Raw genomic sequence first — 23058 nt, forward strand, 5'->3', positions numbered from 1 at the left:
GCTAGTGTTTGTTTCAAAAGGAATCTCCAACCCCAGTCGCAATGACCGAGGCCGGGGATGTCAACATATCTGGCGTTGACTTTTGGCACGCTGTTGAGTTCTCAAGGAACGGACGCTTCCTTCGGACCGCCTTCCAGCGGACCCTCCGGGCTTCGTTCTTTCGTGTCTCCAGCTTACCAGACGTTTTCCGCTCCGTTTACCGGCGCTTCATTCATCCGATTCCCACTGGGGGGATTTCCTGCGAACTTCGTTCCGAAGCCTATCAAGGCTTTCGGAGTGATCCGTCCGTGGGATTTTGCTTCGTCAGAGGACGCGTATTCCGTGGAACACGCTCGCCTCGATTCGGCGGTGTCGTAGACACTAACGCCCGGGACCGACCGTTGTCCAGTCAGTCCCAACCGTTCAAACCTACTAGCCCACCCTCACCACGTCAATGGTTTGGCCGGACGAGTAGAAGACTAGCAGGTCAGAGACCTGTCGATCACATCGGCTCAGGCCGCGACGGGCTGGAGGTCCGCCCGGTCGGCCGCGTCCAGATCGCCGAACTCCCCGTCCCCGGCGGCCCGCCGGCCCAGCACCAGGGCATAGAGGAGGAAGGCCGCCTCGGCCAGCACACCGATGGAGATGCGGGCCCAGGTCGGCAGGCCGGACGGGGTCACGAAGGCTTCGAGGACGCCGGAGACCGCCAGGACCGTCGCCAGGCCGATCGACATGCCGATGATCGCGCGGCCCTGTTCCGCCAGCGCCACCGAGCGGGTGCGCGGGCCGGGGTCGATGACGGTCCAGCCGAGGCGCAGCCCGAGGCCGCCGGCCACGAAGACCGCGGTCAGCTCCAGCAGGCCGTGCGGGACGAGCAGGCCGAGGAAGACGTCGAGGCGACCGGCGGAGGCCATCAGCCCGACGCCGATGCCGAGGTTGAGCACGTTGGTCCACATCACGTAGAGCACCGGAATGCCCAACGCGATCCCGAACAGCAGGCACTGCACGGCGATCCAGGCGTTGTTCGTCCAGACCTGTGCCGCGAAGGAGCTGGCCGGCCGGTCCGAGTAGTACGTCTCGTACTGGCCGCCGGGGCGGGTCAGCTCCTGGAGGTGTTCGGGCGCGACCAGGCTGTTGCGGACCTCGGGGTGGGTGGCCATCCACCAGGCGAGCAGTGCGGTGGCGACCATCGAGACCACCGCCACCGGCACCCACCAGCGGCGCGAGCGGTAGAGCGCGGCCGGGAAGCTCACCGTGTAGTAGCGGGCGACGTCCTGCCAGCCGTTGGTCCGGGCGCCGGTCACCGCGCTGCGGGCGCGGGAGACCAGGCCGGTCAGCCGGCTCACCAGGGCCGGGTCCGGCGCGGCGGCCTGGACCTTGGCGAGGTGTCCGGTGGCGCGCTGGTAGAGCGTGACCAGCTCGTCGGCCTCCTCCCCGCCGAGCCGGCGCCGGCGGGCGAGGGCGTCCAGTCGGGCCCACTCCCCCTGGTGGGTGGCGACGAAGACGTCCAGGTCCATTTCGGCGGCTCCATAGATCGGCGGCGGGCGCGGACGTGCGTGCGCGGGCGGGTCCGCGGGCGGGCGGGTCCGGGCGGGCGGGTCCGGGCGGACCCGCGCGGCCCAGCATGCCAGCAGCGGCCGCCGCCCCGGCCGTCGGGATCTCACTTCCCGTGCGCCCACCGGGCCCCGTATGTTTGCGGCTGCGGATCAGACTGCGGAGAGCGCGTCACGGGGGGCCGGTCCGGGGTGGTTCCCTCCCCCGGCACCGCCGCCCTCCCAGGCGCCGGATCCCCATGGGCGAGCCGTACCGGCTCCAAGAACGTGAACGGACAGGTGTCTTGAGCGACCTGGTGACGGGTGAGGCGGTCGTCCTCGGCCTGCAGACGGCGAAGCTTCCGAGCAGGGCCCTGGCGATCGTGATCGACCTGCTGGTGGAGTTCGCCGCCCTGCTGGTGTTCACGCTGCTGCTGAGCCTCGCGCTGATCGGGCTCGACGGCGCGGCCCTGGCCGCCACGATGATCGGCCTGATGGTGTTCTTCCTGGTCGCCGTGCCCGTGATGGTCGAGACCCTCACCCGCGGCCGCTCGCTCGGCAAGGCCGCGCTCGGCCTGCGCGTGGTGCGCACCGACGGCGGGCCGGTGCGCTTCCGGCACTCGCTGGTGCGCGGGCTGGTCGGCTTCTTCGAGATGATCGTGCTGACCGGCGCCCCGGCCGTGATCACCTCGGCGGTGCACTCGGACGGCAAGCGGCTCGGCGACATCTTCGCCGGGACGGTGGTCGTCCGCGAGCGCACCCCGGGTGCGGGCGGCTCCGCCACCCCGCTGCCGCCGGTGCACCCGCACCTGCTGCAGTCGATGGGCCACGAGCTGGTCGCGATGGACCTGTCCGCGGTACCGGAGCCGCTCTGGCTGGCCGTCCGCCAACTGCTCGGCCGGACGAGCCAGTTGGACCCGGCGGTGATGCACCGGATGTCCACCCGGCTGGCCGAGGACCTGTCCGCCCTGATCGGCCACCCGATCGCGCCGGGGCTGCACCCGGCGGCGTACCTGGGCGCGGTGCTCACCGAGCGCCAGCGGCGGGAGTGGACCCGGGCCCAGCAGCAGCTGTGGGCGGCCGGGCCGATACCCGGCCGACCGATACCCGGCCGACCGATACCCGCCCAGGTGCCCGCTCCCCGCCCGGCCTCCGGTCCGCTCCCCGCGCCGGCTCCGACCGGCCCGGCCGACGGACGGCCCGTCCGGGTCCTCGGCCTGCCGGCCCAGCAGCCCGCGCCCACGGCTCCCCCGGCCCCCGCCGCGGCCCCGGCAGCCGCACCGACCGCCCCGACGGCCCCGTCCTTCGACAAGCCCGCCGCCGGCAGCGGCTTCGCCCCGCCCGCCTGAGGCGAACCGCCCCGGCCGCAGCAGCCCTGCCGCACCGGCCCCGGCCGCGAAGGCCCGCTACTCCTCCTCCGCCCCCACCCGCCAGGCGTTCGGCGGCGACTCCAGCTCCTCCAGCTCGATCCCCTCCGCCGCCAGCACCACATCGCCCGCCAGGTGCACGACCTGCTGCTCGCCCGTCTCCAGGTCCGCCACCTGGTACCGCTCGACCAGCAGCGGCCCCGAATCCGTCTCGTGGGTGTCGACGCCCTCCAGCAGCCACCCCTGGTCGAGGGTGCGCGGCGCCAGCACCGGCTCGGTGAAGGCCACCAGCCGCACCCGCGCGCTCGCCCCCTCCCGCAGCCGCAGCAGCCGGGCGGTGGCGACCAGGAAGCCCGGCGAGCGGCCGGTGAAGGCGTGCGCCCGGTCGTGGCCCTCCGCCGCGTGCTCGCCGCCGGGGTCGGCCGCGTCGGTCCGGACCCAGGCCACCCCGTCCACCGCCCCGCCGCGCACCTGCCAGCCGCCGGCCCGCAGCTCCAGCCGCAGCGGCCGGGCGCGCGAGTCCAGCGTCAGGTCGGTGCTGCCGAGCACCCGGCCGTCCGGCGCGTAGGTCTTGGAGACGTACCGCCACCCGGCCGCCCCGGGGGCGCAACTGAAGCGCTCCTCCCCGAGCGGGACGTGGTCGTGCGGGTCGTGGAGCGAGTACCGGCCGTTGGGCATGCCGGAAAGCCTACGTGCGCGGTTCGCGTGCAACGTTCCGGCCGGTGCCCGCATTAGAGGGGCGGACGGCGCGCCGGTGCGCCGCCACCACGACGAGAGGGGGTGCGGATGGCGAAGCAGACGCGCGACGTGGAGTTCACGGAGTACGTGGCCTCCAGGAGCGGCTGGCTGCGCAAGGTCGCCTATCTGCTGTGCGGGGACTGGCACCGGGCCGACGACCTGGTGCAGGAGTGCGCGACCAAGCTGTACGTGAACTGGTCGCGGGCCGGCCGGGTGGAGAACCTGGACGGCTACGCCCGCAGGGTGCTGGTCAACACCTTCCTCGCCGAGCAGCGCTCGTCCTGGTGGCGGCGGACGTCACGGACCGCGGCGCCGGTGGACGTGGCGTCGGTGGCCGCCGACCTCGACGCCCGGCTCGACCTGCGCAAGGCGCTGGCCGCGCTGCCGCCCAAGCAGCGGGCCACCGTGGTGCTCCGGTACTACTGCGACCTCACGGTCGATCAGACCGCCGATGCGATGAGCTGCTCCTCGGGCAACGTGAAGAGCCAGACCTCGCGGGCTCTCGCCACCCTCCGGACGACGCTCTCCCCCCGTCCCACCACCGCCGAGAGGACGTCATGAGGTCGCACGAGCAGCGTGATCTGACCGCCCGGCTGAGCGCCCTCGCCGAGGCCCCGGCGCCGCCCGCCACACTCGACACCTCGGCGGTGATCGCCCGCGGCCGGGTCCGGCTGCGCCGCCGCCGGCAGGCCCTGGTCGGTGTGGTGGCCGGGTCGACCGCCGCCGTCCTGGCCGGCGTCCTGCTGCTGCGCCCGGCCGGGGCGCCGCCCGCACCGGCCGTCCCCGCGCCCACCGCCCCGGTCTCGCTCGCACCGTCCCCGACGGCCGCGCCGACCCCGGCGGCGCGGACCGGTCCGCTGAGCGCCGAGGCCCGCTTCGGCTGGCTGCCGTCGTGGCTGGCCCGGCCGGCCGTCGGCTACGCGAACAGCGACAGCCGTTCCGTCACCACCGCGGCCACCACCACCGCCGTCCTCAACGCGACCCCCGCCCTGAAGCTGGAGCTGCTGCGCGGCCCCGGCGAGTCCCCCGCCCCCGGACAGCACACGGCCCCCGCGCCCCCGGTCGCCGGCCGGGAGGCCCAGTGGCTGCTCACCGACGCGTCGGGATCCCTGGGCGGGCTGCGCTGGCTGACCGCCTCCGGCCGCTGGGCCCAGCTGACCGCCACCCTGTGGTTGGACGCGAAGGTCCAGGACGACCTGCTCCGGGTCGCGGCCGGCGCCGAGTTCGGCGACCGGGACGTCCCGTTCCCGGTGCGCCCGACCGGCCTGCCCGCCGACCTCGGGCTGCGGAACGCCGAGGTCCACCGGCCCACCAGGGACTCCGAGCCCCCGTGGAGCGCCATCCTGTCGTACACCGTCGGCGACAAGTGGCTGAGCGTCACGGTCCAGCCGGACGGCTTCGGCAAGTTCGCGGACGGCCGGCCGAACGGCGGCACCCCGGTGTGCCGGGTCGAGAAGGGCGTCCAGCTCTGCGCCAACGGCACCGCGGCGGGGCTCCCGTCCGTCCAGGGGGCCGGCGGACTGGCGGGTCTGCTCGAGCGGTTCGAGGTGCTCGGCGCGGACGAGGCCTCCTGGACCCGCTGAACCGCCCCGGCGGAACGCCGACGGCCGGCGCCCCCGGAGGGGAGGGCGCCGGCCGTCGGATCCGCTGATCGGTCAGTAGCGGTACTGCTCCGACTTGAACGGGCCCTCGACCGGGACGCCGATGTAGTCGGCCTGCTCCTGGCTCAGGGTGGTCAGCTTCACGCTCAGCGCGTCGAGGTGCAGGCGGGCGACCTTCTCGTCCAGGTGCTTCGGCAGCACGTAGACGCCGATCGGGTACTGCTCGGTCTTCGTGAACAGCTCGATCTGGGCGATCGTCTGGTTGGCGAAGGAGTTGGACATCACGAAGGACGGGTGGCCGGTCGCGTTGCCCAGGTTCAGCAGGCGGCCCTCGGAGAGGACGATGATGGTGCGGCCGTCGGCCTTGCGCCACTCGTGGACCTGCGGCTTGACCTCGGTCTTCACGACGCCGTCGAGCTTGGCCAGGCCGGCCATGTCGATCTCGTTGTCGAAGTGGCCGATGTTGCCGACGATGGCCTGGTGCTTCATCCGGGCCATGTGCGAGGCCATGATGATGTCCTTGTTGCCGGTCGTGGTGATGAAGATGTCGGCGATCTCCACGACCTCCTCCAGGGTGGTGACCTGGTAGCCGTCCATCGCCGCCTGCAGCGCGCAGATCGGGTCGATCTCGGTGACGATCACGCGGGCGCCCTGGCCGCGCAGCGACTCGGCGCAGCCCTTGCCGACGTCGCCGTAGCCGCAGACGACCGCGACCTTGCCGCCGATCAGGACGTCGGTGGCGCGGTTGATGCCGTCGATCAGCGAGTGGCGGCAGCCGTACTTGTTGTCGAACTTCGACTTGGTGACCGAGTCGTTGACGTTGATGGCCGGGAACAGCAGCTGGCCGTCACGGTGCATCTCGTACAGGCGGTGGACACCGGTGGTGGTCTCCTCGGTCACGCCCTTGATCGTGGAGGCGACCTCGGTCCACTTGTTCGGGGTGTCCTTGAGGGTGCGGTTGAGCAGCTCCAGGATGATCCGGAACTCGTCGTTGTCCGCGGTGGACGGGTCCGGCGCGACGCCGGCCTTCTCGAACTCGACGCCCTTGTGGATCAGCAGGGTGGCGTCGCCGCCGTCGTCCAGGATCATGTTCGGGGTCTTGCCGTCAGGCCAGGTCAGGGCCTGCTCGGTGCACCACCAGTACTCCTCCAGGGTCTCGCCCTTCCAGGCGAAGACCGGCACGCCCTGCGGGTTCTCCGGGGTGCCCTCCGGGCCGACGGCGATGGCGGCGGCCGCGTGGTCCTGGGTGGAGAAGATGTTGCAGGAGCACCAGCGGACCTCGGCACCGAGCGCCGTCAGGGTCTCGATCAGCACGGCGGTCTGGATGGTCATGTGCAGCGAGCCGGTGATGCGGGCGCCGGCCAGCGGCTGCGCCTCGGCGTACTCGGCGCGGATCGCCATCAGACCGGGCATCTCGTGCTCGGCCAGCTGGATCTCCTTGCGGCCGAACGGCGCCAGGGAAAGGTCGGCGACCTTGAAGTCACCGGTGATGTCGGTCGACATGCGTCTGCTCCTCGCTGATGGGGGTGGGGCCATAGGTCCGGGCGTGCGTCGCGTGCGTCAGGCCGTACGGGTGCACGGCCACGCCGGGACCGCCGGGTCCGTGGTGGTGGACCGGCTTCCCGTTGCGCAGCACAAACCGTCGGAGGACCTCTCTCCCTCGACCGGCGCGCGCCCCGCGGGGTGCGGACCGCCGATCGACCGCCATCAGCAGCGACGTTCTGGCTCTGGTGACGAATCTACACCGATGGCCCCGCCGGCCGTCCGCCGATGACCGATTTCGGCCCCCGGTCCGACCCGCTCTCAAGCCGGGCCCCAGGACGGGCCGGTGTGCGGGGCAGGTCGGTGCGCGGGAGGGGTCAGTGCGCGCCGCCCGGGCCGGGGCCGCCGGGCGTGGCGGCCGGGTCGTCGCCCGCCGCGGCCTTCTCGGCGCTGTACACGTCGGGCTCCAGGTAGATCGCCCGGGCGATCGGGACGACCGCGCGGACCCGCGACTCGGCGGCGTCGATCGCCTCCGCGACCCGGGCGGCGCTGTCCTCCGCGTTGACGGCGATCTTGGCCGCGACCAGCAGCTCCTCCGGGCCGAGGTGCAGGGTACGCATGTGGATCACCCGGGTGACCGCCTCGCCGTCCACCAGCGCCTCCCGGATCCGGCGCACCGAGTCCTTGTCGGCCGACTCGCCGAGCAGCAGCGACTTGGTCTCCAGGGCGAGCACCACGGCGATCACCACCAGCAGGAGGCCGATGCACAGGGTGCCGATGCCGTCCCAGACGCCGTCGCCGGTGATCACGGTGAGCCCGACGCCGAACAGCGCGAGCACCAGGCCGATCAGCGCGCCGGTGTCCTCCAGCAGTACCACCGGCAGCTCCGGCGCCTTGGCGGTGCGGATGAACTGGGTCCAGCTCTGCTTGCCCTTGGCCTTCTCCGACTCCCGCACCGCGGTGAGGAAGGACCAGCCCTCCATGCCGATGGCGAAGACCAGCACGCCGACCGCCCAGCCCCAGGCGTCCAGCGCCTCCGGGTGGCTGATCTTGTGCCAGCCCTCGTAGACCGCGAACAGGCCGCCGACGCTGAACAGCACGATGGCCACCAGGAAGCCGTACACGTAGCGCTCGCGGCCGTACCCGAAGGGGTGCTCCTCGTCGGCCGCCCGGCGCGCCCGCTTGCCGCCGATCAGCAGCAGCACCTGGTTGCCGGAGTCGGCCACCGAGTGCACGCCCTCGGCCAGCATCGAGGAGGAGCCGGTGAAGCCGAAGGCGGTGAACTTGGCCACGGCGATCGCCAGGTTCGCGGACAGCGCCGCGATCAGTGCCTTGGTACCGCCTTCGGTGCTCATGCTTCCAGGTCCTCACGGGTCGGTCGGCGTCGTCGAGCGCTTACCGTACCGGCCCCGGGGGCCCGATCGGCCGACCGTCTCAGGACTGCGCGGCGGCGAGCCCCAGGTAGACGGCGGCGAAGTCGGTCAGCGCGACCAGGTCGGCCAGCGCGTGCAGCGCGTCCGGCCGGGTGCTCGCGTACTCGGTCAGCCGGACGTCGTGCGCGGCGGCCAGCCGGTGCGCCCGGGAGACGCCGAAGCTGCGCGGCCCGGCGTCCTCCTCCGGCACCTCGGCCGGGCCGTCCTGCCCGTCCGGCGCCGCCGGGCCGGCCGCGCCGGGGGCGTGCCGCAGCAGCAGGACCTGGAGGTGCAGCGGGTCCGGCTCCTCGACCCGGTCGCGGAAGAAGTCGTCCGGATCGGCGCCCGCGCCCAACTGCCCGGTGAACATGCCGCGGTGGGCGGTGAGCACCTGCGGCAGCGGCCCGGCCAGCGCCGGACGCCCGGCCCGGTCGGCCAGCTGGGCGGCGAACCGGGTGGCGGCCGCCCCGGCGATCGGGCCCTCGGCCCACAGCAGCGGGACCGTCCCGGCCAGCCGGGCGGCCAGGCCCTTCGCCGGGTTGGTGTACGCGGCGGCGTCCGGGCGGCAGCGCACCGCGGCGGCGTCCAGCAGGTCGGCGAGGGCCGGCAGCGCGTCGTACGGGAGCTGGGTGAGGCCGATCTTCTGGGCGAGCGCCAGCAGCGGGGCGAGGTGGGACCAGAGCGCCGCCGGGTCCTCGGCCGGCAGGTCCGGCTCGACGGCCGTCACGGGCGCGAGGTCCTCGGGCAGCACCGAGGCCACGAACGGCAGCGGCAGCGCGCGCACCTGCAGCGCGGCCTCGGCCAGCGCGCTGCCGGCCGGGGCGGTCACCACGATCGCGCAGCCGCGCGCGTACGCCTGCTCGGCGAGGGCGACCAGGCCCTGCTCGCCGCCGTCGGCGGAGCTGATCACCAGCAGGTCCAGCGGGCCGGCCCAGCCGGGCAGCTGCCAGCCGAGCCCGGCGGTGAAGGCGGGCGGGGCGCCGGCCCGGTCGGCGCGCGGGGCGGCCGCCTCGGTCGGCGGCAGCGGGGTGACCAGGGAGCTCGTACCGGCCAGCGCCGAGAGCATCTCGGCGGCGGTCAGCGCGCTGCCGTGCCCGGCGACCAGGACGGCACGCGGGCGGCCGTCCGGACGCAGCCGGTCGAGGCCGGCCGCCTCGGCCTGCCGCAGCGCGGTGCGGACCCGCGCACCGGCGCCGGCCAGGGCCAGCAGGGCGCGGTCGTGGTCGGCGCGCTGGAGGGCGGCCGGGTCGTCGAGCAGGGTGTCGTCGAGCATGCGGCGAACCTCCGGCTGCGGTCCTGGACGGGCGGTCGGGGCGGTCGGGGCGACTTCGTCCCGGGGCTTCCGCCCGGGCTTCGTCCCGGGCGTCGCCCCCAGGATCAGGCCGGGCGGCGGGCCTCGTCCACCAGGAGGACCGGAATGCCCTCGCGGACCGGGTACGCGAGGCCGCAGTCCGCGCCGGTGCAGACCAGCTCGGGCTGCTCCTCGGTGCCGCCCTCGACGAGCGCGGCCCGGCACTGCGGGCAGACCAGGATCTCCAGCAGGAAGGATTCGAGCTTCATGGGGCTCTCCAAGGTTCGGGGGTGGCACGGAGGTGCCCCGGCCGATAGGAAACCCTACCGGCCGGGGCACCGGGGCCCGTGCTCAGGCGCTCCGCGCGGGCGCGAGCCCGGTCGGGGGGCTCGGGCGAGGCGTCGGGCTAGGGGCTCAGCCGCGGACGACGGCGAGCACGCCGTCGCGCAGCTCGGCCATCTTCGCCGGGTCCTTGGCCTCGACGTTCAGGCGCAGCAGCGGCTCGGTGTTGGAGGCGCGCAGGTTGAACCACCAGTCCGGGCCGGCCACGGTCAGGCCGTCCAGCTCGTCCACCGTGGTGCCCTCCCCGCCCGCGTAGGCGGCGCGGACGGCGGCGGTGCTGGCGGCCTGGTCGGCCACGGTGCTGTTGATCTCGCCGGAGGCGGCGTAGCGGTCGTACTCGGCGGTGAGCCCGGACAGCGCGGACGGCTGCCCGCCGAGCGCGGCCAGCACGTGCAGCGCGGCCAGCATGCCGGTGTCGGCGCGCCAGAAGTCGCGGAAGTAGTAGTGCGCGGAGTGCTCGCCGCCGAAGACGGCGTCGGTCTCGGCCATCTCCTGCTTGATGAAGGAGTGGCCGACCCGGGTGCGCACCGGCTTGGCGCCGAGCTCGCGGACCACCTCGGGGACGGTCCAGGAGGTGATCAGGTTGTGGATGACGGTCGGCTCGGCCTCGCCGGCGGCCCGGGCCCGGGCGATCTCGCGGACGGCGACCAGGGCGGTGATCGCCGACGGGGAGACCGGCTCGCCGCGCTCGTCCACGACGAAGCAGCGGTCGGCGTCGCCGTCGAAGGCCAGGCCCACGTCGGCGCCGACCTCGCGGACCTTGGCCTGGAGGTCGACCAGGTTCTTCGGGTCGAGCGGGTTGGCCTCGTGGTTCGGGAAGGTGCCGTCCAGCTCGAAGTACATCGGGACGAGCTCGATCGGCAGGCCGTCGAAGACGGTCGGCACGGTGTGGCCGCCCATGCCGTTGCCGGCGTCCACCACGACCTTGAGCGGGCGGATCGCGGTGAGGTCGACCAGGCCCAGCAGGTGGTCGGCGTAGCCGCGCAGGGTGTCCTGGGCGGACAGCGCGCCCGGCTTCACGTCCCTGGCCGGGACGGTGACGGTGTCGTCCTCGGCGGTCCAGGACTCGACCAGCTCGCGGATCTCGGACAGGCCGGTGTCCTGGCCGACCGGGGCGGCGCCGGCCCGGCACAGCTTGATGCCGTTGTACTGGGCCGGGTTGTGGCTGGCGGTGAACATCGCGCCGGGCAGGTCGAGCTTGCCGCTGGCGTAGTACAGCTGGTCGGTGGAGCACAGCCCGATCTGCACCACGTCGGCGCCGTAGGCCGCGGCGCCCTCGGCGAAGGCCAGGCTCAGCGACGGCGAGGAGGGCCGCATGTCGTGCCCGACCACGATCGCGGTCGCGCCGGTGACCTGCACGAACGCGGCACCGAAGGCCCGGGACAGGCTCTCGTCCCACTGGTCCGGGACAACGCCTCGGACGTCGTACGCCTTCACGAGCTGCTTGAGGTCGCGCACTGCGGCTCCACCCTGGTTTTAGGACTGATCACGAAACGTCGGGGCCACCGCGCGTCGGTCGACGGGCGCGGTGACGGTAGACGGGCAGCGTACCCGGGCCGGACGAACGCCCCGTGCCAGGACCGGGAACGCCCCGTACCGGGAGGGGTGTCAGTTGTCGGGCGAGCGCAGCACCCGGAGGTGGCCGCGGCGGCCGCCCTCGGTGGACTCGCCCTCGAAGCCGCGGCCCTGACGGGGGGTCTGCGGGCGGGCGGCCTCGCGCACAGCGTTGGCCAGCGCCTCCAGGTCGTCGCTGCTGCGGCGCAGCGGCCCGGCCTCGGCGGCGAGCCGGACGACCTCCCAGCCGCGCGGGGCGGTGAGGCGCTCGGCGTGCTCGGCGCACAGGTCGTAGCAGTGCGGCTCGGCGTAGGTGGCGAGCGGCCCGAGGACGGCGGTGGAGTCCGCGTAGACGTACGTCAGCGTCGCGACGGCCGGCCGGCCGCACGCGGTCCGCGAACAACGACGTACAGAGCTCACGAGGGTGGACGGTACCGCACTCCCCGCCGGGGAGCGAAGACCGCCTGCCCGGAGGGGGTGCCGTGTCGCCCCGCGGGCGCCGGGTCCGCGTATCCGACGCCCCGTGCGATTCCCGGTCGGAGTGGTCCACTTCCGACCGTCCAAGGACTACCCTCGGCAGTGATATGGACAGCTCCGCACCGCAGTCATCGACAGGCCCGGCGCGCCGCCCCCGGCACCGCGACCGGCACGGGCGGGGCCTGCGCGGCCCGCTGGCGCCGCCCCAGGTGCCGATCTCGCTCACCCGCTCCGAACTGTTCGACGACTACGTGCGCGAGTCGGTGGAGCGCCTCGAACGGCGTTGGCCGCAGTTGATCGAGGTGGAGTTCGCCGTCCAGGAGGTGCCGCTGCACGAGCCGGACGGCGCCGACGCCGAGGACGGCGTGCCGCTGGGGCGGGTGTCGCCGGGCCAGCAGGGGCGCAAGAGCCAGATCGTGGTGTACCGGCGGCCGGTGGAGATCCGGGCGAAGACCCGGGAGGACCGCGCGGCGCTGGTGCACGAGATCCTGATCGAACAGGTCGCGGAGCTGCTCGGGCTGTCGCCGGACGCCATCGACCCGCGCTACGACGAGGACTGAGACGGGTCGGGGCCCGCGCCGGGTGTCCGGCGCGGGCCCCGCTCGGCGCGCTCAGCGCAGGACGACGCCCGGGTCCTGGCCGGCCTGCGGGACCTTGACGGTGCTGCGGTCGTCGCGCATCGCCTGGACGGTGAACATCGGCACGTCCTTGGCCGGCAGGGAGAGCATCCGGGCGGCCACCACCGGGCCGCCGGAGACGGTCTCCACGGTGAGCGCGAAGACGCCGTTCAGCCCGGCGGGCTCGGGCGCCGGGAGGGCGACCGTGCCGCCGGCCGGCAGCTGGACCTCCTTGGTGGCCGGGGTGCCGCCGCCGCTGCCGGCCGAGGCGGTGACCCGGACGGTGGCGGCCTCGCCGCTGGAGGTCAGGTAGAGCGTGGAGGCGCCGGCCCGGTTGTCGGCGACGGTGGCGCGGGCGCCGACCGGGTCGCTGCCGGTCAGCCAGGCCGCGTCGGTCTTGCCGTTGGCCGCCGCCCGGTCGACCCGCAGCCCGGCCACGACCGGGGTGCGGTGCTTGTCGTCGCTGGGCGACAGCCGCAGCCCGGCGACCTCGTCCCGGGTGAGCTTGCCGAGGTCGACGGCGGCCACCATGCCCGCCTTGACGTGGATCGACTCGTTGCCGGCCGGGCTGAACCAGCCGTTCTTGCCGGACAGCTGGATCTTCAGGTCGGCGTCGTCCTCCGGCGGCGCCCAGACCACCAGGCGGGCGGAGGCGGTGTCGGCGGGCAGGCCGGGCATCACCTGGACCGGGGCCGGGGCGTCCGAGGCGGGGACCCAGTCGGCGCCCTTGCCGCCGTCGGCGGCGTGCAGCGCGGCGCCGACCCGCCCGGAGCGCACCACCACGTGCACCGCGAGGTCGGCGACCGCGCCCTTGGTGAGGGTCGACAGCAGGACGGCCTGGGAGCTGCCGGGCGAGACGGTGATCCCGTTGGCGGCGTCGTTGTCGATCAGGCCCTTGTCGCCGTACAGCTTGATGTCCACCACCGCGGCGGCGGACTCGGTGTTGACCAGGCTGAGGTAGTCGACCCGGTCGGCGGCGGTGCTGGCCCCGGCGAACCAGAAGCTGGTCGCGGCCGGGGTGCAGGTGAGACCGGACAGGCCGAGGCCGCGCTGCTCGGTGACCACCGTGGTCTGGGTGACGGTGAAGCCGGGGGCGAGGGCGCCGGTGGCGACGGCCCCGGTGCCGGGCGCGGCGTCGCCGTTGGCGGCCGGGCCGGTGGCCGGGGTGCCGGGCTTGGGCACGGTCAGCCGGGCGTCGGCGGGCGCCGCGTTCTTGTCCTGGACCGGGGCGCCCGGGGCGCCCGAGCCGGTCGGGGCCGGGGTGGCGGCGGCCGGGGCCGCGGGGGCGGTGGTCGGCTGGGCGGCGGGCACGGCGGGCGCGGCCGCGTCGGAGAGCCAGCCGGCCCCGCCGGTGGCGGAGCCCGTCCCGGGCGGGGTGTAGGCGGTGAGCGTGGTCGAGCCGGTCAGGCCCTGGACCGGCTGCGGGCAGACCACCGAGGTCCGCTCGACCTGCGCGGTGGTCGCGGCGGCTCCGGTGCCGGCCTTGGCCGGGGCGGCCGGCGGGCGCACCTGGGCGATCCCGAACACCGCCGCGAGCACCACGGCCGCGGCGAGCAGGGACTGGGTGGTCTTCGCCGCCCCGCCGGACCCGGCTGCTCCGGGCCCCTCGGCTCCTCCGGCTCCTCCGGCTCGCCCGGCGAGCGGGCCCCGGCCGCGGCCGGGGCGGGACGTACGGGCCGGGCCGGACGGCTCCGCCGCGACGGCGGGCCCGGCCGGCTCGGCGGCCTCGCCGGCGCCGGACTTCTTCCTGAATGCGGGCTTCTTCATCGCGGGTCAGCTCCCCGATCCGTGCTGGTGCGGGTACCGGCCGGGGCCGTTGGGGTCGTTCGGGTCGTACGGGGCCTCGCCCTGGGGCTGGCCGGGCAGCCAGGGCTGCTGCTGCTCGGGCTGCTGCCCGCCGTCGTAGCCGTGGACCTCGTAGTACGGCTGCTGCTCGGGCTGGTACGGCTGCTCGTAGCCCTGCTGCCGGCCGTACCCGTGGGCGTCGTACCCCTGGGTGTCGTAGCCCTGGCCGCCGTACGGCGCGGCGACCGGCTGCTGGGCCGCGTACTGGTCGTAGCTGTACGGGTCGGCCTGCTGGTACGCCTGGTACGGGTCCGTGTACTGCTCGGCGTCCTGGATGGCGGCGGCCGCCTGGACGGCGCCGGTCACCGGCTCGGAGCTCGGCTGGGCCGGGATCGCGCCCGGCCGGTCGTACACCCCGGACTCCTCGGCACCGCCCTCGGCGCCCTCCGCGCCCTCGCCGCGCTCGGCCATCCGGCGGGCCCGGCGGCTGCCGGGGGCGGGGGCCTGCGCCTGGGCGGCGGCGGCCAGCGCGGCGGTGGCGACGGCCTCCTCCGGCAGGTCGTCGTCCTTGTGGCTGCGGCGGCCGGGCAGGGCCAGCACCAGGATGGTGAGGCCGAGCAGCACCTGGGCCCAGATCCAGCCGGTGTGGGCGGCGCCGCCCTCGCGGGTGACGGCCAGCTTGCCGCCGGCGGCCGGGAGCTTGAAGCCCTGCGCCCAGCCGTCGACCGTGGTGGGCTCCAGCGCGGTGCCGTTGACGGTGGCCTTCCACTCCGGGGCGGCGGACTCGGCGAGCCGCAGCACCCGGCCGTCCGGGCCGGCCGCGACGGTGGCGGACAGGTCGCGGGCCCCGGACGGGACGACCACCGGGGTGGCCCCCGGGGCGGTGATCACCGCGCGGACCGCGGGGGTGCCGTTGACCTGCCAGAGCGCGGCGGCGCCGTCCTGGTTGGCCTTGACCAGGCCGGGGGTGGTGTCCAGGACGTCCTTGAAGGCGTCGATCACCGGCTGCTGGACCAGCACGTAGGCGATGCCGTAGCCGGCCAGGGCGCTCGCCTGGTCGGCGCCGGAGCCGGCCAGCAGGCTGCCGACCATCTTGTTCAGGCCGTCCTGGGTGCCGGTCGCCGGGTCGACGGTGGACTCGGCCTGGCCGAGCGTCAGACCGGCGCCGCGCAGCACGGTGTAGCGGACCGCGCCGCCGCCCTTCTCCCCGGTGACGACCAGGGTGCGGGCCCGGTCGGTGGTCCCGGCCTCCTCGGCGATGAACGCGGGGACCTGGTCGGCCTGGCCGCGGTGCAGCGGGCCGCCGGCGCCGGTCAGCGCCCACCACAGGCCGGTGCCCAGCGGGGCCAGCACGGCCGAGGCCACCACCAGGGCGGCCACCGGCTGGCGCCAGCCGAAGGCGATCCCGGCGACGCGGGCGTTGGCGCCGTCGGCGCCGATCGCGGCGGCGGCGAGCAGGGCGAGCCCGGCGATCAGGGTCGCCGGGCCGGTCCAGGCGGGCACCGCCGGACCGCCGGAGGCCGGGGTGACGGAGGTGCCCGCCACCACGACCGAGAAGACCAGGCCGGCGCCGGCCGCGCCCCAGGCGACGAGCACCGCACGGCGGCGGTCGGCGCGCAGCAGCGCGGCCAGCGCGGCCAGCACGACACCCGCCGAGAGCCAGACCGGCGGCACCCCGGCGCCGCCCGGGTTGACCAGCAGCAGGCCGGCCGCGCTCGCGCCGGTGCCGTGCAGACCGGGCAGCCCGGCCTCCAGCAGCAGCCACTGCGGGTGCGACAGCACCTTGAGCGACCACGGGGCCAGCACCGCGACCGGCACCGCCAGGATCACCAGGACGCGCAGGCCGAGCGGCCGCAGGGCCGCGCCGCCGGAGCCGAAGGCGCTGCCGCGCAGCACCCCGACGACCAGCATCGCCAGGCAGAGCGGCACCGCGAGCGCCCACGTTATCGGGACGAAGGCGGTGGCCAGGGTGAGCAGCAGGACGGTCATCCAGACCGGGCGCCAGCCCGGGCGGGCGCCCTTGGCGGCGCTCTCGGCGCGGATGCCGAGGCCGGCCGCGATGGCGGCGGCGCGGGCCAGCGGCGGCAGCAGCACGGCGAGCACGGCGGTGCCGATCCGGCCCTGGGCGAGCGCGCCGGTCGAGGCGGGCAGCAGCGCGTAGGTGGCGCTGGCCCAGGCGCGGACCAGCTTGGAGTCCAGCAGCGGCCGGGACACCAGGTAGGCGCTGACCGCGGACAGCGGGACGGAGAGCACCACGAGCAGGGTGAGCGCGAGGTCGGCGTGGTCGAACAGGATCCAGGAGAGCACCGCGAGCACGCCGAGGTACGGCGGTGCGGCGGCGGTGGATCCGGTGCCGACCGGGTGCCAGGCGTCCGCGTACATCGACCAGAGGCCGCCGGCCCCGTCGGCCGCCGGCAGCAGGGCGCCGCCGAACAGCTCGCCGCTGCCGAGCAGGCCGCGGCAGGCGATCAGGGCGAACACCAGCAGGGCCGCGAACAGCACCGGCGCCGGGCGCCGGGCGAGCTTCTTGAGCAGGGCGAACTGCTCGACGACCAGGTCCTCGGCGTCCTCGTCGCCGCCGGCCTCGGCCGAGCCGTGCCGGCCGGTGTCGTCGCCGCCCCCTATCCCGAGCGAGCCGACGACGCCCTCGACCGCCAGCCGGGTGGTGGCGCCGGGGGCCGGGAAGAGCGTGCGGTCGTCCAGGGCGTCCGCCGACCGGGACTTGGCGCGGCGTTTGCGCCCGGCCAACAGCCGTGGGAAGCGGACGAGTTCGTGGCCGAGGCCGGCGAGTTCGTCGAAGGCCTGGCGCGGGTCCTTGCCGAGCAGGTTGGTGACGGCCCGCAGCAGGGTGCCGAGCACCAGCCGCAGCAGGACGTAGGGGAAGAGCGCGCCCTTGCAGTTGGTGAGCAGGGTGTAGACGGCGCCGGCCTTGTCCATCCGGTGCGGATGGGCGGGGCCGCAGTCGATCGCCCGGCGCTCGCGGGCGGCCGCCTCGGCGTGCCGCAGCACGGCGTCGGGGGCGACCACCACGCGGTGGCCGGCGGCGTTGACCCGCCAGCAGAAGTCGGTGTCGTCCCGCATCAGCGGGAGGGCCCGGTCGAAGCCGCCGAGCTCCTCGAAGACGTCCCGGCGCACCAGCATGCCGGCGCTGGAGACGGCGAGCACCGGGCGGACCTGGTCGTGCTGGCCCTGGTCCTGCTCGCGGCGGTCGAGGCCGGTCCAGCGGCGGCCGGAGCGGGCGATGGTGACGCCGACCTCGAGGAGCTGGCGGCGGTCGTACCAGCTGCGCAGCTTGGGGCCGACCACGGCGGCGCTGGGGGTGGAGTCGGCGACCTGGAGCAGTCGGCGCAGGGCGTCGGTCTGCGGCTCGCAGTCGTCGTGCAGCAGCCAGAGCCACTCGACCGGCCGGGTCTCGCGCGGGCCGCCGCGGCCGAGGTCGTCCTCCTGGGCGAGCGGGTCGCCGAAGTCGTCCCAGCCGCCGGTGACCGGGTCGTAGCCGGAGGGGTCGAGCCGGTACGGGAGGTCCTCCGGGCGCAGGGGCGCGCTGCCCGCCACGGCCTCGTGGACGGCGGTGCCGAAGCCGGCCCGGCGGCCGAGGACCAGCGGTCCGCTCTCGGGCAGCCAGTCGGCGAGGGTGTCCGCGAGCAGTTGCGGAGAGTTGTCGGTGGATCCGGTGTCGACCGCGAGGACGCGCTGGACCTGGCGGTCCTGACCGAGCAGGCCGGCCATGGCCCGCGGGAGCCAGCGGGCGCCGTCGTGCGAGACGATCACGGCGGTGACCAGGTGGCGCGGATAGGCGGGCGGCCGGGAAGCGGTGGAGCCGCTCTGGTGGCTGTAGACGGTCATCGCGTGCGCGGGCCCCAGTTCTCGGTGGACACAGCCGGTGAACGGCAACCGGATGGCGCACCACACTAACGGCTCCGGGTGGCCGCTTCGTCCGGGGTGTGCGTGCGGGGACGGTGAAGGGGCCCCGGGAACACGAAAGCGCCCCACCACCGCGGTGAGGCGCCCGTACAGCTGTGCGGTTGTCCGTCGCTGTCGAAGGGTCAGCGGGGGGCGGGGGCCGCCCGGTCAGACCGCGCTCTTCTTGAGCCGACGGCGCTCGCGCTCGGAGAGGCCGCCCCAGATGCCGAAACGCTCGTCATTGGCGAGGGCGTACTCCAGGCACTCGGAACGGACCTCGCAGGCGAGGCAGACCTTCTTGGCCTCGCGGGTCGAGCCGCCCTTCTCGGGGAAGAAGGACTCGGGGTCGGTCTGGGCGCACAACGCGCGCTCCTGCCAGCCGAGTTCCTCCTCGTCCTCCGCGATGCCGTCCCCGATCAACAGCTCAAAGAGCTCGCTCATGTGGCGCGCCTCCTCTGCCCCTACTTGGCGTCCCCGTGGTTGCCGTTGCCTCGTGCGGCTGACGACACGAGTGAAATTACAGTTGCGTCACTCTGGCCCAGTCAAGCCGAGCTCTGGTATTGGGGCTGGGATTCACTCCCTGGCACCAAGCCGTTACGAATAGTGTACATATCCGGACACATCGGACCTTCCACCTCAAGGTCCTGAACGGTGCCGAACCATCCGCAACCATTCACCGGGTGACGCTCGGTCACCGTCACAGGCCGGTCATCGGCCTGCCTTCCCGGCGATCTTCCCATCGAAACATAGAGAGTGATGAATCACCCCATCAGGGAAAGATCCGGGCCTAACCCACTCGAATGCCGCATCCTTCGGTTTGACACCGCCCCTGCGGATGCGGTGTCCTTGCTCCTATGTCAGAGTTCGCCAGCCCCCGGAGCGGTTCCACGCTCCGCCGTGCCGTGAACTCTTGTTGTCGCCTCTGTTCCTGCTGTATCTAGGCGCCCGCGTCCCACCGCGCGCCGCCCCCAGGAAGCACAGAGGCCGCCCGCGATTCCCGTCCCAGGACATCCCGGATCCGGCCGATCCCGACGAACCGGCCGACCCTTCCGAGGACGACTCCCGTGCGCATGATCCGCATCCGCAAGCGGAACCGCGACCGCAACAAGCTCTCCCGCCGTGGCCCCGCCACCGTCCGCACCGGCACCCCCGCCGACGCCCGGACCCGCCAGTGGGCCGACGGCCTCAGCGACGTCTCCATCGCCGGCGACCCGCTCGCCTTCCCGCACCTGGCTCGCACCGACCTGCCCGCCCACCCCACCACCGTCGCCGAGTACGCCCGGCTGGTGCGCGAGATCGCCGCCGACCGCTCCCGCTGGGAGCCGCTGGTCCGCTACGACGCGCTGACCCGCTGGTACGCCCGGCTGGAGACCGGCCCCGGCTACGAGGTCTGGCTGCTCAGCTGGCTGCCCGGGCAGTCCAGCGGCTTCCACGACCACGGCGAGTCCTCCGGCGTGATGAGCGTCGTCCGGGGCGAGCTGATCGAGCGCTCCCTCACCCTCCCCCAGCCCTCGGCCGGGGGCGACCCCAGCGGCGCGATCGCCCGCACCCTGCGGCCCGGCGGGCAGCGGGTGTTCTCCTCCGGCTACCTGCACGAGGTCGTCAACGGCGCGCTCGAACCCGCCGTCTCCATCCACCTCTACGCCCCCGGCCTGACCGAGATGAACCAGTACGGCGCCACCGCCGTCCCCGAGCAGCACCAGGAGCAGCACACCGGGCGGCAGGCGCAGGCCGGGTCGCACTGATCACGGCTGACGGAAAGTCGGACCGTGGCAGGATGAACCCATGCGCATCGTGGCACTGGCAGGCGGAATCGGCGGAGCGCGCTTCCTGCGCGGACTCCTCGCGGCGGTCGGACCGCAGGACGAGATCACCGTCATCGGCAACACCGGCGACGACATCCACCTCTACGGCCTCAAGGTCTGCCCCGACCTCGACACCGTGATGTACACCCTCGGCGGCGGCATCCACGAGGAACAGGGCTGGGGCCGGACCGACGAGACCTGGTCCATCAAGGCCGAGATGAAGGAGTACGGCGTCGGCCCCGAGTGGTTCGGGCTCGGCGACCGCGACTTCGCCACCCACCTCGTGCGCAGCCAGATGCTCACCGCCGGGTACAGCCTCAGCCAGGTCACCGAGGCGCTGTGCGTGCGCTGGAAGCCGGGCGTGCGGCTGCTGCCGATGAGCGACGACCGGGTCGAGACCCACGTGCGGATCACCGACGAGCAGGGCACCCGGGCGGTCCACTTCCAGGAGTACTGGGTCCGGCTGCACGCCGAGGTGGACGCCGAGGCGATCGTCCCGGTCGGCGCGGACACCGCCAAGCCCGCGCCCGGAGTGCTGGAGGCGATCGCCGAGGCGGACGTCATCCTCTTCCCGCCGTCCAACCCGGTGGTCTCGATCGGCACCATCCTCGCCGTCCCCGGCATCCGGGAGGCGGTCGCCGCCGCGCCCGCGCCGGTGGTCGGGCTCTCCCCGATCATCGGCGGGGCGCCGGTGCGCGGCATGGCCGACAAGGTGCTCGCCGCCGTCGGCGTCGAGGCCACGGCGGAGGCGGTCGCGCTCGACTACGGGCCGGCGCTCGTCGACGGATGGCTGGTGGACACCGTGGACGAGGCCTCGGTGGCCGCCGTCGAGGCCGCCGGGATCGCCTGCCGGGCCGTCCCGCTGCTGATGACCGACGTCGAGGCCACCGCCGAGATGGCGCGGGCGGCGCTCGCGCTGGCCGAGCAGGTGCGCAAGTGACGCTGGAGGTCCTCGGCGTCGACGGGCTGCCCGAGGTCACGGCCGGGGCGGACCTCGGCGAGCTCATCGCCAAGGCGGGGACGTACCAGGACGGCGACATCCTGCTGGTCACCTCGAAGATCGTCAGCAAGGCCGAGGGCCGGCTGCTGCACGCCGCCGACCGCGAGGCCGCGATCGACGCCGAGACCGTCCGGGTGGTCGCCCGGCGCGGGCCGGTCCGGATCGTGGAGAACCGCAACGGCCTCGTCATGGCCGCCGCCGGGGTCGACGCCTCCAACACCGCCCCCGGCACCGTGCTGCTGCTGCCCGAGGACCCGGACGCCTCCGCCCGCGCGCTGCGGGCCCGGCTCCAGCGGCTGACCGGCCGCCGGCTCGCCGTCGTCGTCACCGACACCTTCGGTCGGCCCTGGCGCAACGGGCTGACCGACGTGGCGATCGGCGCCGCGGGCCTCTCCGTCCTGGAGGACCACCGCGGCCGCACCGACAGCCACGGCAACCGGCTGGAGATGACCGTCACCGCGACGGCCGACGAACTCGCCGCCGCCGCCGACCTGGTGAAGGGCAAGGCCAGTGGCGTCCCGGTCGCCGTCGTGCGCGGACTCGGACACCTCGTCACCGCCGAGGACGGCGACGGCGCCCGGCCGCTGGTCCGGCCCGCCGTCGACGACATGTTCCGGCTCGGCACCTCCGAGGCGCTGCGGCAGGCCGTCACCCTGCGGCGCACCGTCCGCTCCTTCACCACCGAGCCGGTCGACCCGGCCGCCGTCCGCCGCGCCGTCGCCGCCGCCGTCACCGCGCCCGCCCCGCACCACACCACGCCCTGGCGGTTCGTGCTGCTGGAGTCGGCGGACACCCGGGTCCGGCTGCTCGACGCGATGCTCGCCGCCTGGCAGCGCGACCTGCGCGAACTCGACGGCTGGGACGAGGCGAAGATCGCCCGGCGCACCGCCCGCGGCGACGTCCTGCGCGACGCCCCGTACCTGGTGGTGCCCTGCCTGGTGACGGACGGCTCGCACGACTACCCGGACCCGCGCCGGGCCGCCGCCGAACGGGAGATGTTCACCGTCGCCGCCGGCGCCGCCGTGCAGAACCTGCTGGTCGCGCTCACCGGCGAGGGGTACGGCTCCGCCTGGGTCTCGTCCACCATGTTCTGCCGCGACACCGTACGGGAGGCGCTGGACCTCCCCCAGGGGTGGGACCCGATGGGCGCCGTCGCCGTCGGCCGGCCGGCGGAGGAGCCGAAGGTCCGTCCGGAACGCGACGCGGAGGCCTTCATCACCGTCCGGTAGCGGCAGCCGCCGGGGTCAGCGGTGGCGGTGGTCGTTGGGAGTCAGCCGGGGGCCGTAGCGGGGGGCGTGGGCGGCCGTGGCCAGCAGGAGGCGGCAGACGCGGTGGCGCTGGGGGCGGTAGGGCTCCAGGAGAGCGAGCATCTGGGCGTCGTCGCTGCGGGGGCGGCCGGCCAGCGCCCAGCCGACCAGGTCGGGCAGGTGGAAGTCCCCGACCGAGACCGCGTCCGGGTCGCCGTTGCTGCGCTGCAGCGTCTCGGCGGCCGTCCAGGGCCCGATGCCGGGGACGGCGGTGAGGCGGGCGAAGGCCTCCTCGTGGCCCATCGCCGAGGCCTCCTCCAGCCGCGGGGCCAGGCGGACGGCGCGCACGACCGTGCCCGAGCGCTTCGGGTCCACGCCCGCCCGGTGCCACTCCCAGCTCGGCACCAGTGCCCACTCGCGGGCCGACGGCGCCACCCGCATGCCCTCGGCCGGGCCCGGCGCCGGGGTGCCGAAGTCCCGCAGCAGGAGGCGCCAGGCGCGGTAGGCCTCGTCGGTGGTGACCTTCTGCTCCAGGATCGCCGGGACCAGCGACTCCAGCACCAGGCCCGTCCTGGTCAGTCGGACCCCGGCGGTACGGCGCTGGGCGTCCCGCAGCGGGCCGGGCGGCAGGACCAGCGCCTCCGGGGCGTCCTCGGCGCCGAGCAGGGCGGGGAGGCGGTCGAGGAGCCAGTCCGCGCCGGGGCCCCAGGCGCTCGCCTCGACCTCGCCGGCGGCCGGACGCGGCAGCACCCGCAGGGTGCCGATGCCGCCCGGGGTGCGGGAGGCGCGCCAGACGGCGCCGTCGCCGGTGCTGCGGTACGCCGGGTCGGCGGGGCCGCGGCGCAGCGGGAGCAGGGTGCGGGCGACGTCCAGCGGGAAGCCCGGGCGCCAGCGCCGTACCGCTTCCACCGCCGTCGCCTCCCGGG

Annotated in this window: 19 protein-coding genes; 7 read left to right on the plus strand and 12 right to left on the minus strand. The window is 74.7% G+C overall.

Going from position 1 to position 23058, the window contains the following annotated elements; genetic code table 11:
• Positions 1-491: 491 nt before the first annotated feature.
• Positions 492-1496: a stage II sporulation protein M gene (locus AMK13_RS22270; protein WP_074003855.1), complete on the minus strand. Its 1005-nt coding sequence runs from the start codon at positions 1494-1496 to the stop codon at positions 492-494.
• Between the two features lie 320 nt (positions 1497-1816).
• Here AMK13_RS22270 and AMK13_RS22275 point away from each other — a divergent pair, with 320 nt between their 5' ends.
• Complete coding sequence (locus AMK13_RS22275) at positions 1817-2860, plus strand: RDD family protein (protein ID WP_074003856.1); 1044 nt, start codon at positions 1817-1819, stop codon at positions 2858-2860.
• A 57-nt stretch (positions 2861-2917) separates the two neighbouring features.
• Here the strand turns inward: AMK13_RS22275 and AMK13_RS22280 are convergent, their stop codons facing one another.
• A complete protein-coding gene (locus tag AMK13_RS22280; RefSeq protein ID WP_074003857.1) occupies positions 2918-3556 on the minus strand; it encodes a hypothetical protein in 639 nt (212 codons plus the stop codon).
• A 108-nt stretch (positions 3557-3664) separates the two neighbouring features.
• On the opposite strand from AMK13_RS22280, the gene AMK13_RS22285 reads away from it, so the two are divergent.
• Both AMK13_RS22285 and AMK13_RS22290 read left to right on the plus strand, forming a co-directional pair.
• Positions 3665-4177: a SigE family RNA polymerase sigma factor gene (locus AMK13_RS22285; RefSeq protein WP_049661338.1), complete on the plus strand. Its 513-nt coding sequence runs from the start codon at positions 3665-3667 to the stop codon at positions 4175-4177.
• On the plus strand, positions 4174-5199 hold the full coding sequence (locus AMK13_RS22290; RefSeq protein WP_074003858.1) for a hypothetical protein: 1026 nt from the start codon (positions 4174-4176) through the stop codon (positions 5197-5199). The genes AMK13_RS22285 and AMK13_RS22290 overlap by 4 nt, the downstream gene beginning before the upstream one ends.
• Before the next feature lie 72 nt (positions 5200-5271).
• On the opposite strand, the gene ahcY is transcribed toward AMK13_RS22290, so the two are convergent.
• The 6 genes from ahcY to AMK13_RS22320 all read right to left on the minus strand — a co-directional run bounded on the left by ahcY (position 5272) and on the right by AMK13_RS22320 (position 11718).
• On the minus strand, positions 5272-6720 hold the full coding sequence (gene ahcY / locus AMK13_RS22295) for an adenosylhomocysteinase (protein ID WP_074003859.1): 1449 nt from the start codon (positions 6718-6720) through the stop codon (positions 5272-5274).
• Positions 6721-7076: 356 nt separating this feature from the next.
• Positions 7077-8054 (minus strand): cation diffusion facilitator family transporter, encoded by a 978-nt coding sequence (locus AMK13_RS22300; protein WP_074003860.1) that lies wholly within the window; start codon positions 8052-8054, stop codon positions 7077-7079.
• Positions 8055-8133: 79 nt separating this feature from the next.
• On the minus strand, positions 8134-9384 hold the full coding sequence (locus tag AMK13_RS22305) for an SIS domain-containing protein (RefSeq protein ID WP_074003861.1): 1251 nt from the start codon (positions 9382-9384) through the stop codon (positions 8134-8136).
• A 104-nt stretch (positions 9385-9488) separates the two neighbouring features.
• Positions 9489-9671, minus strand: coding sequence for a Trm112 family protein (locus AMK13_RS22310; RefSeq protein WP_049659271.1), 183 nt, complete (start codon positions 9669-9671; stop codon positions 9489-9491).
• Between the two features lie 145 nt (positions 9672-9816).
• Positions 9817-11202, minus strand: a complete 1386-nt coding sequence (locus AMK13_RS22315) for a phosphomannomutase/phosphoglucomutase (protein WP_049659270.1) — start codon at positions 11200-11202, stop codon at positions 9817-9819.
• Positions 11203-11352: 150 nt separating this feature from the next.
• A complete protein-coding gene (locus AMK13_RS22320) occupies positions 11353-11718 on the minus strand; it encodes a DUF3499 domain-containing protein (RefSeq protein WP_049659269.1) in 366 nt (121 codons plus the stop codon).
• A gap of 164 nt (positions 11719-11882) precedes the next feature.
• On the opposite strand from AMK13_RS22320, the gene AMK13_RS22325 reads away from it, so the two are divergent.
• Positions 11883-12335: a metallopeptidase family protein gene (locus AMK13_RS22325; RefSeq protein WP_049659268.1), complete on the plus strand. Its 453-nt coding sequence runs from the start codon at positions 11883-11885 to the stop codon at positions 12333-12335.
• Positions 12336-12386: 51 nt separating this feature from the next.
• Here the strand turns inward: AMK13_RS22325 and AMK13_RS42955 are convergent, their stop codons facing one another.
• The 3 genes from AMK13_RS42955 to AMK13_RS22340 form a co-directional block, all read right to left on the minus strand.
• Complete coding sequence (locus AMK13_RS42955; protein WP_274538696.1) at positions 12387-14159, minus strand: DUF5719 family protein; 1773 nt, start codon at positions 14157-14159, stop codon at positions 12387-12389.
• 6 nt (positions 14160-14165) lie between these two features.
• On the minus strand, positions 14166-18023 hold the full coding sequence (locus AMK13_RS45995) for a glycosyltransferase family 2 protein (protein WP_074003862.1): 3858 nt from the start codon (positions 18021-18023) through the stop codon (positions 14166-14168).
• 225 nt (positions 18024-18248) lie between these two features.
• Positions 18249-18521 (minus strand): WhiB family transcriptional regulator, encoded by a 273-nt coding sequence (locus tag AMK13_RS22340; RefSeq protein WP_030062195.1) that lies wholly within the window; start codon positions 18519-18521, stop codon positions 18249-18251.
• A gap of 623 nt (positions 18522-19144) precedes the next feature.
• On the opposite strand from AMK13_RS22340, the gene AMK13_RS22345 reads away from it, so the two are divergent.
• The 3 genes from AMK13_RS22345 to AMK13_RS22355 are packed head-to-tail and all read left to right on the plus strand — an operon-like array spanning position 19145 to position 22114.
• Entirely contained in the window at positions 19145-19825 is a 681-nt protein-coding gene (locus tag AMK13_RS22345) for a cysteine dioxygenase (RefSeq protein WP_234348590.1), read from the plus strand.
• A 40-nt stretch (positions 19826-19865) separates the two neighbouring features.
• On the plus strand, positions 19866-20825 hold the full coding sequence (cofD, locus tag AMK13_RS22350; protein WP_074003863.1) for a 2-phospho-L-lactate transferase: 960 nt from the start codon (positions 19866-19868) through the stop codon (positions 20823-20825).
• The gene (locus AMK13_RS22355; RefSeq protein ID WP_074003864.1) at positions 20822-22114 is read left to right on the plus strand and encodes a coenzyme F420-0:L-glutamate ligase; all 1293 of its coding nucleotides are present in this window, start codon (positions 20822-20824) and stop codon (positions 22112-22114) included. The genes cofD and AMK13_RS22355 overlap by 4 nt, the downstream gene beginning before the upstream one ends.
• 15 nt (positions 22115-22129) lie before the next feature.
• Here the strand turns inward: AMK13_RS22355 and AMK13_RS22360 are convergent, their stop codons facing one another.
• Positions 22130-23041, minus strand: coding sequence for a DNA-3-methyladenine glycosylase family protein (locus tag AMK13_RS22360; RefSeq protein WP_074003865.1), 912 nt, complete (start codon positions 23039-23041; stop codon positions 22130-22132).
• Positions 23042-23058 lie beyond the last annotated feature (17 nt).

The organism is Streptomyces sp. CB02056, from assembly GCF_001905545.1.
Taxonomy (GTDB): domain Bacteria; phylum Actinomycetota; class Actinomycetes; order Streptomycetales; family Streptomycetaceae; genus Kitasatospora.